This window comes from Mesorhizobium sp. NZP2077 (assembly GCF_013170805.1).
Taxonomy (GTDB): Bacteria; Pseudomonadota; Alphaproteobacteria; order Rhizobiales; family Rhizobiaceae; genus Mesorhizobium.
In genome coordinates this window covers 2,698,813-2,714,353 of the sequence record NZ_CP051293.1, presented here as the reverse complement: position 1 = coordinate 2,714,353, position 15,541 = coordinate 2,698,813, and the positions used below count along the sequence as shown (strand labels likewise).

The window sequence follows — 15,541 nt, the reverse complement described above, 5'->3', positions numbered from 1 at the left end:
GCTTGACCGCGATGCCGAAGAAATTGACCTGGCTGACCCTTGTCGCGCTCGCCGGCCTTAGCCTCAGCGCCTGCAAGATCCTGCCGACGCCCTCCGCGCAAGACGGCGCCAATGCGTCCGGCTTCAACCCGGACAAGATGATCGAGGATATCTGGGTGGCGAAGGTCATCTCCTACCTGCAGAAAAAGGCCGGGCCGTTCGCCGAGGTCCATGCACTGGCAAAGACAGATCAGGCTGCAGCCGGCGTCAAATACGGCAATCCCAATAAACAGACGAATTCGCCGTGGACCTTCGCGGTCCGCGTCGAGGGCAAGATCATCGCCGCCAACACGCAGTCGCGCGCGGCAACGATCGATATCGACGTCGACGGCGACGGCAAGGCGGACGCGCGCGTCCAGATCGGGCCGGCGATACGCGGAACCGCACTGCGCGACAGCCTCGACTTCGTCCAGTTCAACGACTTCACCAACCAGATCGACTTCGCCCAGTTCGGCAAGGCGTTCAATGCCTATGCCGACAAGACCGTGCTGTCCAAACTGCCACGCGAGGCGCTGGAAGGACGCGCCGCCAAGGTGCTCGGCGCCTACACGATCGAAGGCGGCCAGGACCTGCCATTGGTGACCCCGGCGGAGGCCGAGATCGGGCCGAAGCCATGAGCACGGCGGCCGGTCACGACATCATCCTGAAGCTGGAAGACGTCTCGAAAGTCTATGCCGGCACCGTCGCGGTCAAGCAGGCCAATTTCGAGGTGCGCAAAGGCGCGGTCAATGTGCTGGTTGGCGAAAACGGCGCCGGCAAATCGACGCTGATGAAGATCATCGCCGGCGTCGAGCAGCCGACAGCCGGCCGCATCCTCCTCGACGGCAACGAGGTCTCCTTCTCCTCCTCGGGTGACGCAGTGAACCGTGGCATCGGCATGGTGTTCCAGGAGTTGAACCTGTTCGGCAACATGACGGTTGCCGAGAACATTTTTGCTACGCGCGAGATCACCAACCGGTTCCGCAAGATCGACCGCAAGGAGCAGGAGCGGCGGGCCGGCGAATTCCTCGATCGGCTCGAAGCCGGTATCCGGCCGGACATGCTGGTCGAGGATCTGCGCATCGGCCAGCAACAACTGGTCGAGATCGCCAAGGCCGTCTCGCTCGACGCGCGCATCCTGATCATGGACGAGCCGACCTCGGCGCTGAGTGCGGCGGAAGTCGAGATCCTGTTCAAGGTGATCGCCGACCTCAAGGCGCGCGGCGTCGCCATCGTCTACATCTCGCACCGGCTGGAGGAGCTGATCCGCATCGGCGACTACATCACCGTGTTGCGCGACGGCCGCATCACCGGCCAGGAGGAGATGAAAAACGTCGACACGCAGTGGATCGTTCGGCAGATGATCGGCTCCGACGCCAAGGATTTCGCCAAGGCTGACGGCCATGTCCCGGGCGAGGAGATATTCCGCGCCGAGGACATCTGCCTGCCGCGCGCGACTGGCGGGCTGGCGGTCGATCATGTTTCGCTGTCGCTGCGCGCCGGCGAGATCCTCGGTATCTATGGCCTGATGGGCGCCGGACGCAGCGAATTGTTCGACTGCATCATGGGCCGCCACGGCCAAGCCACCGGCGCGATCTTCATCGCCGGCAAGGAGGTGCGTGAGCGCGACACGACGCGGCGCATCCGGCGCGGCCTGGCGCTGATCCCCGAAGATCGCCAGCGCGAAGGGCTGGTGTCGATCCTCTCCGTCGCCAGCAACCTGACATTGGCCAGCCTGTCGCGCTTCGTCACCCTGTTCCACATCCGAGGCAGTGCCGAACGGCAGGCGGTGACGCAAATGGTGCGGGAGCTGGCGATCAAGGTCGCTGACCCGGCGCAGGAAGTCTCGTCGCTGTCCGGCGGCAACCAGCAGAAGGTGGTGATCGGCAAGGCGCTGCTCACCGGGCCGAAGGTGCTGTTGATGGACGAGCCCAGCCGCGGCATCGATGTCGGCGCCAAGGCCGACGTCTTCCGCACCATGCGCAGACTGTCCCGCGACGGATTGGGGATTCTCTTTGCGACTTCCGATCTCGACGAGGTCATGGCCCTGTCCGACCGCATCGCGGTGATGAGCAATGGAAAACTGACCGGCATGTTCGATCGCGCCGAGGCGACGGAGGCAGCCCTCGTCGCGGCCTCGGCATTTGGCCACTGACCGGTCCCGCATACGGAGACTGATGCCCATGACTGACATTCCGGCCAAGGCGGCTGCCCCCTCCGCTTCCAGCGGCTCCTCGTTGCTGACGCTGATGAAGCTCCGAACCTTCATCGCGCTGATCGCCGTGCTGGTGTTCTTCTCCATCGCGGCGCCGAACTTCCTGTCGGCGGCGAACCTGATCCTGATGGCCAAACATGTGGCGCTCAACGCCTTCCTCGCCATGGGTATGACCTTCGTCATCATCACCGGCGGCATCGACCTGTCGGTCGGCTCGATCGTCGGCCTGTGCGGCATGGTGGCCGGCTATCTTGTGCTCAACGGCATCGACCTGCAGATCGGCTACACCATCTATTTCAACGTCTTCGAGATCGCGCTGATCACGCTGGCGGTCGGCATAGCGATCGGCGCCGTCAACGGATTGCTGATCACCAGGCTGAACGTCGCGCCGTTCATCGCCACGCTCGGCGTGCTCTATGTCGCGCGCGGACTGGCGCTGCTGTCGTCGGATGGCCGCACCTTCCCCAACCTGGTCGGCAAGCCGGAGCTCGGCACGACCGGCTTCGGCTTCCTCGGCGCCGGCCGGTTGCTCGGCCTGCCGGTAGCGATCTGGATCCTGATCGTGGTGGCGCTGGCGGCGGCCTATCTCGCCAAATACACGCCGCTCGGCCGCCGTATCTTCGCGGTCGGCGGCAACGAACGGGCGTCGCGAATTTCGGGCGTCCGTGTCAACATGGTGAAGATGTTCGTCTACATGTTCTCCGGTTTCTGCGCGGCGATCGTCGGCCTGATCATCTCGTCCGAGCTGATGGCCTCGCATCCGGCGACGGGCGAGAGCTTCGAGCTTAACGCCATCGCGGCGGCGGTGCTTGGCGGCACCTCGATGTCGGGCGGTCGCGGCACGATCGGCGGCACCATCGTCGGCGCCTTCGTCATCGGCATTCTTTCGGACGGGCTGGTGATGATGGGGGTGAGCTCGTTCTGGCAAATGGTGATCAAGGGCCTGGTCATCATCGTCGCCGTGGTTGTCGACCAGGCACAGCGCCGGCTTCAGCAGCGCGTCACCCTGATGCAGATGGCAAAGGCGGGTTGATCATGACGGGACTGCGGGGAGCACTGATCGGTTGCGGCTTCTTTGCCGTCAACCAGATGCATGCCTGGCGCGACATGGAGGGCGCCTCGATCGTCGCCATCTGCGACCGCGACCCGGAACGGCTGCGGATCGTCGGCGACCAGTTCGGTATCGCCCGGCGCTATACCGACGCCGCAGAACTCCTTACCGGTGAACGTCTGGATTTCGTCGATATCGCCACCACCGTGCCTAGCCATCGAGCGCTGGTTGAGCTGGCGGCGCGGCACCGTGTCCCGGTGATCTGCCAGAAGCCGTTCGCGCCGACGCTGGCCGACGCCCAGGCGATGGTCGCGGCCTGCGCCGAGGCCGGCGTGCCGCTGATGGTGCATGAGAATTTCCGCTGGCAGTCGCCTATCCAGGCGGTGCGCGCCGTGCTCGACAGCGGCGAGATCGGCACGCCCTTCTTCGGGCGCATCTCCTTCCGCTCCGCCTATGACGTGTTTTCCGGCCAGCCCTATCTGGCGACGGGAAAGCGCTTCATCATCGAGGATCTCGGCATCCATATCCTCGACATTGCGCGTTTCCTGCTGGGCGACGTCTCGACCCTCACCGCCCGCACCGCTCGCATCAATCCGGCCATCGTCGGCGAGGATGTCGCCACCATGCTGATGGATCACAAGAGCGGCGCCATTTCGGTGGTCGATTGCAGCTATGCGACGCGGCTTGCCGTCGAGCCGTTTCCCGAAACGCTGATCGAGATCGACGGCAGCGACGGGACCCTGCGGCTGGCGCAGGGATACCAGCTCACCGTCACCGGCAAGGGCGGCACAACGGTCACCGACATCTCGCCGCCGCTTCTGCCCTGGGCATCGCGGCCATGGCACAACATCCAGGAAAGCGTGCTGGCGATCCAGCAGCACTGGGTCGACTGCCTGGCGAAGGGAACCGAGCCTGCGACCTCGGGCGCCGACAACCTCAAGACCTTCGCGCTGGTCGAGGCGGCCTATGCCGGTGCGGCGAGCCGCGAACCGGTGCAGATCGACGACCTGCTGAAATGACGGCGGATCGCTTTCTCCTTTGCGGCACACGTGCGGCAGAGGCCGAACCAGTCCGGCTCAGCGCCGGCCCGCTCAGCGCCGACTTCGTCAACGGCAATCTGCGCACCGTCCGCCATGGCGGCATCGAAGTGCTGCGTGCCATCGCCTATATCGTGCGCGACCGCGACTGGGGCACCTACGAGCCTGAACTGACCGACCTGGTCATCGACCAGGGCGCTGACGCCTTCTCGGTCAGCTATTCGGCAAGCTGCGCGGGGCCGGACGCAAGCCGGCTCGGCTTCCGCGCCACCATCAAAGGCACTGCCAGCGGCGAACTGGTCTTCGATGTCAGCGCCCTTCCCGAAAGCGATTTCGAAACCAATCGCTGCGGCTTCTGCGTCCTGCATCCGATCGCCGGCCTCGCTGGAAGCCCGGTGACGGTCGAGCATACGGACGGCAGCGTGGTGGCGACCAAGCTTCCGCTGCTGATCGACCCCTGGCAGCCTTTCAAGGATCTGCGCGCGATCACGCATGAAGTGCGTCCCGGCGTCAGCGCCGAATGCCGGATGGAAGGCGACACATTCGAAATGGAAGACCAGCGCAACTGGTCCGACGCCTCCTACAAGACCTATGTGCGGCCGCTGGCATTGCCATGGCCCTATGTGCTGCCAGGCGGCGAGCCCAATCGCCAGACGATCAGCCTGCGCATCACCGGTGAAGGCAAAACGCCGGCTGCCGCCGTGGTCGGCGAACCTGTTCGCGTTGAACTCGGCGAACCCGGTCCGGCACTGCCAGATGTCGGCGTGGTCATCTATCCGGACGATATCGAGACGGCGCTGGCGAACCTGCCGCTGCTGTCGACGCTTGGCCCGCAACAGCTGCTGTTTCACTACGATCCGACGCGCGGCCACGGGCTCGACGCCTTGCGCTCTTTTGCCCGGCTCGCTGCAGCCTACCCGGCGCGGACGACGCTTGAATGCGTCGTTGCCGGCGGGGGCGACCTCGAAGCTGAACTTTCAGCCGTCCCCGGCATGGTGCGCCAGGCAGGGCTGAAACTCTCGGCTATCGCTGTCTCGCCTTCGGTCGACCGGCAGTCGACGCCGCCGGGCAGCACGTGGCCTGAATGCCCGTCGCTCGAAGACGTCTATGCCGCCTCGCGGCGAGCCTTCCCCGACATTTGCCTCGGCGGCGGCATGTTCAGCTACTTCACCGAGCTCAACCGCAAGCGCGTGCCAGCGGACCTGCTCGACTTCATCACCCATTGCACCTGCCCGATCGTGCACGCCGCCGACGATCTCAGCCTCATGCAGTCGCTGGAGGCGTTGCCGTTCATCATCCAGTCGGCACGGGCGATCTTCGGGACAAAACCCTACCGCATCGGCCCGTCGACGATTGCCATGCGCCAGAACCCCTATGGCGGCGCGACCAAGCCCAATCCGCATGGCCATCGCATTGCCATGGCCGACCGCGATCCTCGCCATGCCGGCCTGTTCGCGGCCGCATGGACGATCGGCTATGCCGCGCGCGTCGCACCGGGCGGGCTGGAACTGCTGATCCTCTCCGGCTTCGCAGGGCCCTTTGGCGTGCTCGCGACATCCGGGGAACCCGTCGCGGAAGGATCACCCCGGCCGATCTTTCAGGCCATCATGGGGCTTTGCGAAATGGCCGGCCTCGCACATGTTGCGGCGAAAACCAGCGACGAGACCAAGGTGCTGGCGCTGGCCGGGCGCCCTGCCTCGGGCAAGACAGTCATGTGGCTGGCGAACCTGACCGCGAACGACGTGCCGGTCGACCTTTCAGCGCTTGGCCGAGGCCATCTCGTGATGACGCCTTACGCGATCACTCGGGTCGGCTGAACGTTACTTCTCGGAGTTCATCACATAGAGGGCGCGCGAACGTTCGAGATGCTTGATCATCGCCTTCTCGGCGCCGTCGGCATCCTTCTTCTCGATGCGGCCGATGATCTCTTCGTGCTCGGTCAGCGTGAACTGTTCCTTGCCGGTCCAGATCAGCATTTCGGTGTGATATTCCTTAAGCCAGCCAAGCATGGCCTCGCTGACGGCGACATAGATCGGGTTACCGGAGATCGCCGCGATCTGGGTATGGAATTTCATGTCGGCCGAGATGAAGGCTTCCGAGTCGCCGCGAAAGCCGCGCTGTTCGGCAACGGTGGCCCTGAGCCGCTGCACGTCTTCGGCGGTGGCCTTCTCGGCGGCTTCCCGGACCATGCCGCGCTCGAAGAAGATGCGCGCGGTCTTCAGGTGCTCCAGCGTGTCCTTCGATGACGACAGGATGATCTTGGCCGCGCCATCGACCTGCTTGATGATCGACTTGGCGGTCAGCTGCAGCACCTTGGCGCGTTCGCCATGGGAGATGGCGACGAGGCCCATATTGCTCAGCGCCTGCATCGCCTCGCGGATCGCCGGCCGGCCGACCTCGAAACGCTCCATCAATTCGCGCTCCGAGGGCATGTCGTCGCCCGGCATCAATTCTCCGCTGGTGATCAGGCGCTTCAGCCGCAAGAAGACCTCGTCGGAAAGCTTGCGCCGCACAATCGGTTCCGAACGGTTCATCGTCGCGAATCACTCCCTTGGCCCGGCCCTATCTAACACTGCCGCCACAATTCCCGGAAATTGCCGTCGGTCGACCCGCCCGAAACTTCCAGCCGGATATGTCTTGCAATACTTATGTACTCATTATACCAGATTTCGAGCATCGGTGAATCTTTTTCGAACGCCTGGGCTTGAGACAGCGGACCATGATCACCCTCACCTATCGCATCGAAACGTCTGAAGGCATCGAGGCGCTGGCGGCCAAGATCGCCAGCGACCAGTCGACCGGCACCTTCGTGGCTTTGCCCGGCGAGACCGAGGAACTGAAGGCCAGGGTGGCGGCGCGCGTGCTGGCGATCCGGCATCTGCCTGATGCCGAGCAGCCGTCCATTCCCGAGGCCGGCTCGGGACCTTTCAAGCGCGCCGATGCCGACATCGCATTTCCGTTCGATGCGATCGGCACCGATCTTTCGGCGCTGATGACCATCGCCATCGGCGGCACCTATTCGATCAAGGGCCTGTCGGGCATCCGCATCGTCGACATGAAGCTGCCGCAACAATTCAAGGGCGCTCATCCAGGCCCGCAATTCGGTGTGGCCGGCAGCCGCAGGCTGACCGGCGTCGAGGGCCGACCCATCATCGGCACCATCGTCAAGCCGGCGCTGGGCTTGCGGCCACCCGAGACGGCCGCGATGGTGGCAGAACTGATCGCCGCCGGCGTCGATTTCATCAAGGACGATGAGAAGCTGATGAGCCCGGCCTATTCGCCCTTGGCGGAACGGGTCAAGGCGATCATGCCACTCATCCTCGACCACGAGCAGAAGACCGGCAAGAAGGTCATGTATGCTTTCGGCATCTCGCATGCCGACCCGGACGAGATGATGCGCAACCACGATCTGGTGGCGAAGGCCGGCGGCAATTGCGCGGTGGTCAACATCAACTCCATCGGCTTCGGCGGCATGGCCTACTTAAGAAAACGCTCCAGCTTGGTGCTGCACGCCCATCGCAATGGCTGGGACATTCTCACCCGTCACCCCGGCCTCGGCATGGATTTCAAGGTCTGGCAGCAGTTCTGGCGATTGCTCGGTGTCGACCAGTTCCAGATCAACGGCATCGCCTCGAAATACTGGGAGTCGGATGCATCCTTCATCGAATCCTTCAAGGCAGTGACGACGCCGATCTTTTCACCTGATGATTGCGCGCTGCCGGTCGCAGGTTCCGGCCAGTGGGGCGGACAGGCGCCCGAGACCTACGAACGAACCGGCCGGACGGTCGACCTGCTCTATCTCTGCGGCGGCGGCATAGTCAGCCATCCGGACGGGCCAGGCGCCGGCGTGCGCGCCGTCCAGCAAGCCTGGCAAGCGGCGGTCGACGGCATCCCGTTGGCGAACTTCGCCCTGAACCACCCCGAACTGGCACGGTCGATCGAAAAGTTCGGCGACGGCAAGGCGGCCTGAAGTCATGCAGAGCCTGCTGCTCAGCTATTATGGCGACGACCTCACCGGCTCGACCGACGTCATGGAAGCGCTGGAGCTCGGCGGCGTGCCGACGGTGCTGTTCATGAGGCAGCCGGACGAGGCTCTGCTTGCGCAGTTCAAGCATTGCCAGGCGGTCGGATTGGCCGGCACCAGCCGCAGCGAGACGCCGCACTGGATGGACACGCATCTGCGCGACGCCTTCGCCTGGCTGAACACGCTGAAAGCCGAAATCTGCCACTACAAGGTCTGTTCGACCTTCGATTCCAGCCCGACGATCGGCAGCATCGGGCGGGCGATCGAGATTGGCCGCGAGGTCTTCAAACAGGATAGCGTGCCGCTGCTGCTCGGCGCGCCGGAGCTCAAGCGCTACACCGCCTTCGGCCATCTGTTCGCGGCCTATCGCGACCAATATTTCCGCATCGACCGCCATCCGGTGATGAGCCACCACCCGACGACGCCGATGGATGAATCGGACCTGCTGATCCATCTGTCGCGGCAGACGGATCTCACGTCGGGGTTGATCGACCTTGCGACTCTGCAGTCGAAGCAGCGGTCGCAGGCATTCGATCGCTTCGTGGACAATGGCACGGCCATCGTGCTTGTGGACGTCGACAGCCGGGAGACCCAGGCCCTTGCGGGCAAAGAGATCTGGCGCATGCGAAAGCCGGGCGGCTCTTTTGTCGCCGGCTCGTCCGGCATCGAGTATGCGTTGCTGGCCGAATGGGCGTCGAATGACATCGTCGGCGCCGGACCAGGCTTCACGCCGCCGGGCGCCGCCGACCGGATCGCCGTCGTGTCGGGCAGTTGCTCGCCAACCACCGAACGACAGATCCGCCATGCCCTGAGCGACGGCTTCGACGGCATTGAGGTCGATCCTGTCGAACTGGTTTCGGAGGCTTCGGAGCAGGCGATCACGCGTGCGGCGGCAAGCGGCCGCGCCAGCCTGCAAGCCGGACGAAGCGTCATCCTCTACACCGCGCTTGGCCCTGCAGCCGACAGGGGTGTGGAAATCGACCGGCAGGAAGGCGCCCGCCACAAGCTTGGCCGCGGCCTTGGGGCGCTGCTGCGCCAATTGACTGACGAGCAGAGCTTGCGGCGCGTGGTCGTTGCCGGCGGTGACACGTCAAGCCATGCGCTGGGACAGATGGGCGTCGATGCGCTGACGGTTAGGATGCCGCTGCCCGCCTCGCCTGGTTCCCCCCTTTGCGTTGCTCATTCGCACGTCAAAGCGATTGACGGGCTGGAGGTTGCGCTGAAGGGCGGGCAGGTAGGAACCGACCGCTATTTCTCGTCCATCCGTGACGGTCTTCGCAGTTGACTGTGGCGTTGGGTTGGTAAACTGCGAACCTGAGAGAAAACATGCACCGGTCCATTAGTGCTTCAACTTGCACCCGAAGCACCGAGCGAAAACATGTCTGCTTGAAAGTGGACCGGCAGCGGCAGCGCTGCCCCGACGATCGAGCTCGCCGGGAACGGGCCGAAATAGCGGCCGTCGAGACTGTCCCCGACCTTCCGGTTCATGACGAAGATTTCGGCGGCGGCGATGATGCGGCAGCCCTGCCATTTAGGCAGCGGGCGCCCCTTGCGGTCGCGCTCCAGTGCAGCACCCACCGCAAGCCCGTTCACCGTGATGACGCGACTGAGGCGGCAGACTTGCTGCCCAGGAAGTCCCTCGATGTGCTTCAGCATCGGCACGCCGAGCGGAAGGTAGCCGCGCTTGGCGGCGAACCGGGCGACCTTGTCTGGCGGTTCGATGACGGCGAGCGCGCCAGCCGTTGGTACGGCCATTTTCCTGATCGCATAGAGCCCAAGCGGCGCGCTGGCCGATGCATTCCACAGCAGCAGCGGCGGCATCTTCACCACAGCCGGAGCGACCGTCGCGACGACGGCCGCAAGCGCTGCGGCTATGCAGTCGGCGCGGCTCATGTTGTCACCCGCTTGCGCAACAGAAAGGCCCGATGCTGCTCGAGCGAATAGGCACGCGGCGTTGCGCCGGCAATGAGACGGTTGTGGGTCTGACGCCAATAGTCCGGTGCGGCTTCCACCGGATCGAGACCGATCGCTTCGATCGCATCGATCACTTGGAGAACCCGCTCAACCTTGTCCCAGCCTGCGATCTTGAGCAGGATCTCGCCGCCTGGCCGGATGTAAGGCAGCGTCTGATAAGGTTCAGCGGGCAACACCGCGCGCACGATGTCGATGCGCGAAACGACGGTGCCAAAGTCATTCGCCGCCCAGCGCATGAACGCAAAAACATTGCCCGGCGCAAATCCGACGACGCGGCGCCGCTTGTCGATGATCGTCTCATGGGCAGCACGTCCGAAGCGGATGCGATGCTCGATCCGCTTCTCGATCCAGATCAGCTCGACCGTCGTGAGGTCGCCGCGGGGCGTCGATGGGGTAGACGACGTCATGTGTCGTCTCCCTGGCGCCGCCCAACGCACCGCCGCTTCTGCTCCCCACCGCCAGTCCGCGGCTTGCGCGCAAGACTGTTAGATTGAGAGTTAGACTCTAAGTTAAGAGCGCGATTTTCCGTTGCGGGCTCGTCCCTTAAGGCCGATCGCGGTTCCCGAAAGCACGAGGATGCGGTTCCCGATGGCACGATAGTTCGGGTTCCCGATGGCACGATCCCGTCAACAGGCGCGGGCGCCGGTTCGAACGCCAGCAGCACACGGCCGCTGGCTTCGACTTCCGTGAACAGCAGATATCCCGGCAAGGGTTGGCGGCGCACGATGTCACGCAGCTCGAAGGCGAAGCGCTTGAGCGGCGACAGGCTGCCGGACTTTTGATGCAGATGCCGGATGTCGAAACGCCAGCCAGCGCGCTGGCGTCCGCCATGCTTGCGAACCAGCCGATAGAGCCACCGATCCAGCCCGCCGGTCAGCCCGAAATAGGCCCGGTCGATGGTCAGAATCAGCGCGTCATCCTTGATGCGACGCACATTGGACTGGCCGAGCACCAGCTTGTTGAAAGGGATATCGCGCGAGGACGATAGCGTGATCTTTTGGACGGCAGTGGTCATTGAACTTCTCCGCGACGGGCCGCCGAGAGCCTCTCTCTCAGCCTTGAGCCCGTCACAAGACCCCTCCAACCCTCTCCCTCTCCTTGCCTGCACGATCCGACACACCGTTGATCGACAGCCGGGCGTACACGCTGAAGGCATGTCGGCCTGAACCTTGTCTCCACATGAACCGATTGTTGAAGCGGATCGACGAAGTGCGGCTGGCACCTGATGGCTATGCCGATCGGCGGGACGGCGCATGCGCTGTTCGAGCCAGCGAAGGTCATGCCGCGCATCTATCGTTGCCTGCGTCCAGCCCGACGGATGCTTCGGCCTCCACCGGCAGGTGGCCGAGAAGCCAGTCGGCCGCCTTGCTGGCCTGGCTGGCGGCACGGACGATGGCGCGATTGTCCTCGCGCAGAACCTCTAGCCATGAGCCGATATAGTCCGCATGCCGAACCGTGGGGACGATGCCCAGGGCTGCGCAGCAGAACGCCGCGTTGATTTCTGCCACGAGCTCTTCGAACGCATACTTCCTGGAGGCGGTAGAGCCGGATAATTTGCGGTCCAGGCGTGAACTGTGGCCGGTTGCATGACCGAGCTCATGCAAGGCTGTCCGATGCCAATTGATCGGCTCGAAGTAAGCTTGGGGCGGAGGCACCTGTATGTAATCGTGGGCCGGCGCGTAGAACGCCCTGTCGCCGCCAATATGGAAGTCGATACCGGTGGCCTTGATCAGCGCCTCGACCCGCGGTTCAATCGGGCTTGCCACCGACAGGGGGGCCGAGGCTGTGACTTCGTCAGGTAGCCCTTCACATTGCTGGATGTTGAAAACGGTGAAGCGCTTGAGGAACGGGATGGCTTGAGCATCCTCGCCCGTTTCGCGAGCGCGCTTCTTCTCGTGATCCGGGACAAAACGATCGGCGTAAACGACCGTTGTCCCGCGCTCGCCTCTACGAACATTCCCGCCGAGCGCGAAAGCCTGTCGATAGGTTATCCAACTCTGCATTGGGAACCCGCGTTCAACGACAGCGCCCCAGAGGATCAGCACGTTGATCCCGCTATACGCGCGGTGCGTGCTGGCATTTTTCGGCAGGGAAAGCGATGCGTTTGCGGCGGAAGTCCCCCATGGCTGAACCCAGGGAAAACGACCCGCTTCCAGCTCGGCAATTATCTTGCCGGTGATCTCGTCGTAGAGGTTCGAGCGGTCGGCGACGGGATGAGTTCGATTGGTCCGGACAGACATCGCGGTTCTCCGCGACGGGCGCCGAAGGCCTCTCCTTCCGCTTTCAACCCGTCGCGAAAAACCCGCCCCATCCTCTAACTCTCCGTCGGGAGAGCCCCTGCTCTCCCGACCAAATGAAAAACGGCGTACAAAGCGGAAGCACCGAAATGTCCGTCATTGCGACCAAGTCAGTTCGGTGCTGGAGCACGTTCGTGGCCCTGAGACCGGTTCAACAGGGCGGCCGAAGGAGCATCAGCATAGCGCCGCCGCCAGGCGGGATGCGGGACCGACCGCCCCCGGCGAAGGGCGCCGGATCGAAAACGATCGGTGTCGGTGTCGGCCGTCGCTGCGTTTCCGACGGTCAATTCCCAGTACGCCCACTCGGCGATGAGCAACCATCCCATTTATACGCCCTGACCGCAATTCGCCGCACAGTTTGATCGGATCCCTTCCGGCTGTGGCTGATACAATCCAGATCTTGATCTCTGAATGGAAGCCCGCTCACAAGGACGGGCGCATTTGGCAGCGCGATCATGAAAAGCGACACCCTTTCCTATCCTCCTCGGGGTCTCTCACGCGAAGAAGCGGCCCGATATGTTGGCGTGGGCATAACCAAATTCGACCAGATGGTTGCTGACCGCCGCATGCCGAAGCCGAAGAAAGTTGACGGCCGCGTGATTTGGGATCGCCTTAAACTCGAAGCGGCGTTTGCCGAACTACCTGGAGACGATGATGAGAATATCGTCGACTTCCTGTTGCAAGGGAATCACCGCAGGGAATAGATTCATTCTGCCATGACCGACAAATATCCCGGCCTGTCCTCCTACACCGATCGCCATGGAAAACTACGCTGGCGCTATCGGACGAAGGAGCGTTTGGTCAGTCTGCCTGCTCCCAATCAGCCGGGATTCAAGGACGCGTACCAGGCAGCGGTCGAAGGCCGGAAAGTCCCCAAGGCCCCCGTCGTCCAAATGCCCGGAGCCGCCCTGCCAGGCACATTTGGAGCGGCCTTTCAACGGTTGAAGATCTCGGTCAAGTGGCTGTCACTTGACGAAGCTAGCAAACGCAAGAACAAGCGGCTGATTGAAGAATTTCTAGAACTGCGGGTGGTCCCAGATCACCCACTGATCTGGCGCGACGTACCGGTTAAGAACCTTAGACGTATCCATATTGAAGAGCTTCTTGGCCGCTTCATCGCCACACCCCATAAGGCCAAGCACCTGCTGGTGGGCATACGCAAGCTGGTCTATGTCGCACTGCGGCAAGATTGGATTGAAATCGACCCCACCGCGGCAGTCGAGTGGCGGCCCGCCTATGTTGGTTGGAAAGCATGGTCGCGCGAGGCGATGGCGCAATTTGAAAACCGTTGGCAGCTCGGCACGGCGGCACGCACTTGCTACGGACTGGCGCTTTGGCTGGGCAACCGCCGCGGCGACGTAGCAGGCCTGCGCTGGGATCAGAGGGTCACCCGCCGTGTCTTCATCGATGGCGTCGAGCGTCACTTCGACGGGTTTGATATCGTTCAGGGCAAGAACAAGGGACGAACGGGCGGCAAGCGGCTTTTCGTGCCGATCACACCGATGCTGTCCGAGATCCTGGATGCGGCTGACAGGCGCGGCGAGACCGTCTTGGTCAACGCCTATGGGGAGCCCTTCTCCGCCAAGTCCTTGACTGGAATGATGGCGCATTGGTGCAAGCTTGCCGGTCTTCCGAAGGGCCTTACCCTGCATGGTTTGAGGAAATCCCTCGGTGTTTATCTGGCGGAGGCCGAGGCCTCCACCAGGCAGATGATGGACGTCCTCGGTCACGACGATATCGATCATGCGGAGCTCTATTCGCGCGAGGCATCGCAGGTACGGCTGGCGGTCCAGGGGATGGATCGAGTCGTGCGGCTGGTCACGCGCAAGCCGATGCTTGGCGAACCTGTTGGCGAACCTCGTGGCGAACCACCCTATAACACATTGATAAATAACGATAATGGTGGGCCCGGAGGGACTCGAACCCCCAACCAAGCGGTTATGAGCCGCCGGCTCTAACCATTGAGCTACAGGCCCCACGCGGGCTGGATTAATGTTTTTCGCTTCGCGGCACAAGGCTTTCCCGCCAGGCTTTCGCGGATCGCCCAAATCAACCCATAATCGCGCTCTACGCGACCCTTGCGACTGGATCGCAGACCAAGGAGATTTTCATGACCAAACATCTTTTGCCCCTCGCGCTCGCCGCTGCAATCGCTTTTCCGGCGATGGCTGGAGCCGCCGATTCGCCGACGCCCGCCCGCATCATTGTTTCGGGTGAAGGCGAAGCGACCGTCCCTCCGGACCTCGCATTGCTGTCGCTCAGCGTGATGCGCGAGGCCAAGACGGCGCGCGCGGCGCTCGACGCCAACAACGACGCCATGGCCGCCGTGATCGCGGCGATGAAGGCGGCCGGCATCAAGGATCGCGACCTGCAGACGGCAGGCATCCAGATCAACCCGCGCTACAACTACACCAACAAGCCCGATGGCAGCCAGGACGCCGAGCTTGTCGCCTACCAGGTGACCAACACGCTTGCGGTGCGGGTGCGCGACATCGACAAGACGGGCGAGATACTCGACAAGGCTGTCTCGCTCGGCGTCAATCAGGGTGGTGGCATCTCCTTCACCAACGACAGCCCGGAGGCGACCATCGACGCGGCCCGCAAGAAAGCGGTGGCCAACGCAATCGCCAAGGCCAAGACGCTTGCGGAAGCCGCCGGCGTGAGCATTGGCCGGGTGCTGGAGATCTCCGACCAGAACATCGCCCCGCCGCCGATGGCGATCAACGCCAAGGCCTTCGACGCCGCCGCCGGCGCGGCAGTGCCGACGCAAGCCGGCGAGAACGCCTACAACGTCCAGGTCACCGTCACCTTCGAACTGAAGTAAGGCTCGGATGATGCGTGGTCGACCCTTTGCTCGGCCACGCATAACTCCTTCGGCAAATGCCGGGCATGAAAAACCCCGCAGGATCGCTCCCGCGGGGTTTT

General features: G+C 63.4%; 13 protein-coding genes, 1 tRNA gene and 2 pseudogenes. 10 read left to right on the top strand and 6 right to left on the bottom strand.

Annotated features, from left to right (window positions below; translation table 11 throughout):
• Nucleotides 1-11 precede the first annotated feature (11 nt).
• Genes HGP13_RS13315 through HGP13_RS13295 form a run of 5 tightly spaced genes read left to right on the top strand, consistent with a single transcriptional unit; the run spans nt 12 to nt 6,138 of the window.
• A complete protein-coding gene (locus HGP13_RS13315; protein ID WP_172225851.1) occupies nt 12-656 on the top strand; it encodes a DUF2291 family protein in 645 nt (214 codons plus the stop codon).
• Nucleotides 653-2,173, top strand: a complete 1,521-nt coding sequence (locus HGP13_RS13310) for a sugar ABC transporter ATP-binding protein (RefSeq protein ID WP_172225848.1) — start codon at nt 653-655, stop codon at nt 2,171-2,173. Before HGP13_RS13315 ends, HGP13_RS13310 begins: the two co-directional genes overlap by 4 nt.
• Nucleotides 2,174-2,201: 28 nt before the next feature.
• Nucleotides 2,202-3,266, top strand: coding sequence for an ABC transporter permease (locus HGP13_RS13305; RefSeq protein WP_172225845.1), 1,065 nt, complete (start codon nt 2,202-2,204; stop codon nt 3,264-3,266).
• 2 nt (nt 3,267-3,268) lie between these two features.
• The gene (locus HGP13_RS13300) at nt 3,269-4,303 is read left to right on the top strand and encodes a Gfo/Idh/MocA family oxidoreductase (protein WP_172225842.1); all 1,035 of its coding nucleotides are present in this window, start codon (nt 3,269-3,271) and stop codon (nt 4,301-4,303) included.
• Complete coding sequence (locus HGP13_RS13295) at nt 4,300-6,138, top strand: hypothetical protein (RefSeq protein WP_172225840.1); 1,839 nt, start codon at nt 4,300-4,302, stop codon at nt 6,136-6,138. Before HGP13_RS13300 ends, HGP13_RS13295 begins: the two co-directional genes overlap by 4 nt.
• Nucleotides 6,139-6,141: 3 nt before the next feature.
• Here HGP13_RS13295 and HGP13_RS13290 read toward each other — a convergent pair whose 3' ends face one another.
• A complete protein-coding gene (locus HGP13_RS13290) occupies nt 6,142-6,855 on the bottom strand; it encodes a transcriptional regulator NanR (RefSeq protein ID WP_091585189.1) in 714 nt (237 codons plus the stop codon).
• A 185-nt stretch (nt 6,856-7,040) separates the two neighbouring features.
• Between HGP13_RS13290 and oiaX the strand changes: the two genes are divergently transcribed.
• A complete protein-coding gene (gene oiaX, locus HGP13_RS13285) occupies nt 7,041-8,291 on the top strand; it encodes a 3-oxo-isoapionate-4-phosphate decarboxylase OiaX (protein WP_172225837.1) in 1,251 nt (416 codons plus the stop codon).
• Nucleotides 8,292-8,295: 4 nt separating this feature from the next.
• A complete protein-coding gene (locus HGP13_RS13280; RefSeq protein WP_172225834.1) occupies nt 8,296-9,630 on the top strand; it encodes a four-carbon acid sugar kinase family protein in 1,335 nt (444 codons plus the stop codon).
• 62 nt (nt 9,631-9,692) lie between these two features.
• Here the strand turns inward: HGP13_RS13280 and HGP13_RS13275 are convergent, their stop codons facing one another.
• From HGP13_RS13275 to HGP13_RS13260, 4 genes and pseudogenes are all read right to left on the bottom strand, one after another.
• Nucleotides 9,693-10,238 carry a S26 family signal peptidase gene (locus HGP13_RS13275; RefSeq protein WP_172225831.1) on the bottom strand — a complete coding sequence of 182 codons (546 nt, stop codon included), beginning with the start codon at nt 10,236-10,238 and terminating at the stop codon, nt 9,693-9,695.
• Entirely contained in the window at nt 10,235-10,726 is a 492-nt protein-coding gene (locus tag HGP13_RS13270; RefSeq protein ID WP_172225828.1) for a DUF2840 domain-containing protein, read from the bottom strand. The genes HGP13_RS13275 and HGP13_RS13270 overlap by 4 nt, the downstream gene beginning before the upstream one ends.
• Nucleotides 10,723-11,304 (bottom strand): annotated as a pseudogene (locus HGP13_RS13265) (replication initiator protein A); the annotation flags it as partial. The pseudogene HGP13_RS13265 and the gene HGP13_RS13270, both read right to left, overlap by 4 nt.
• 292 nt (nt 11,305-11,596) lie before the next feature.
• Nucleotides 11,597-12,559 (bottom strand): ArdC family protein, encoded by a 963-nt coding sequence (locus HGP13_RS13260; protein ID WP_172225825.1) that lies wholly within the window; start codon nt 12,557-12,559, stop codon nt 11,597-11,599.
• Nucleotides 12,560-13,071: 512 nt separating this feature from the next.
• Here HGP13_RS13260 and HGP13_RS13255 point away from each other — a divergent pair.
• The gene (locus HGP13_RS13255) at nt 13,072-13,320 is read left to right on the top strand and encodes a hypothetical protein (protein ID WP_023767076.1); all 249 of its coding nucleotides are present in this window, start codon (nt 13,072-13,074) and stop codon (nt 13,318-13,320) included.
• Between the two features lie 12 nt (nt 13,321-13,332).
• Nucleotides 13,333-14,325, top strand: a pseudogene (locus HGP13_RS38735) (tyrosine-type recombinase/integrase); the annotation flags it as partial.
• 191 nt (nt 14,326-14,516) lie between these two features.
• Here HGP13_RS38735 and HGP13_RS13245 read toward each other — a convergent pair.
• Nucleotides 14,517-14,592, bottom strand: a tRNA-Ile gene (locus HGP13_RS13245).
• Nucleotides 14,593-14,726: 134 nt separating this feature from the next.
• On the opposite strand from HGP13_RS13245, the gene HGP13_RS13240 reads away from it, so the two are divergent.
• Complete coding sequence (locus HGP13_RS13240) at nt 14,727-15,440, top strand: SIMPL domain-containing protein (RefSeq protein ID WP_172225821.1); 714 nt, start codon at nt 14,727-14,729, stop codon at nt 15,438-15,440.
• Nucleotides 15,441-15,541: the final 101 nt, after the last annotated feature.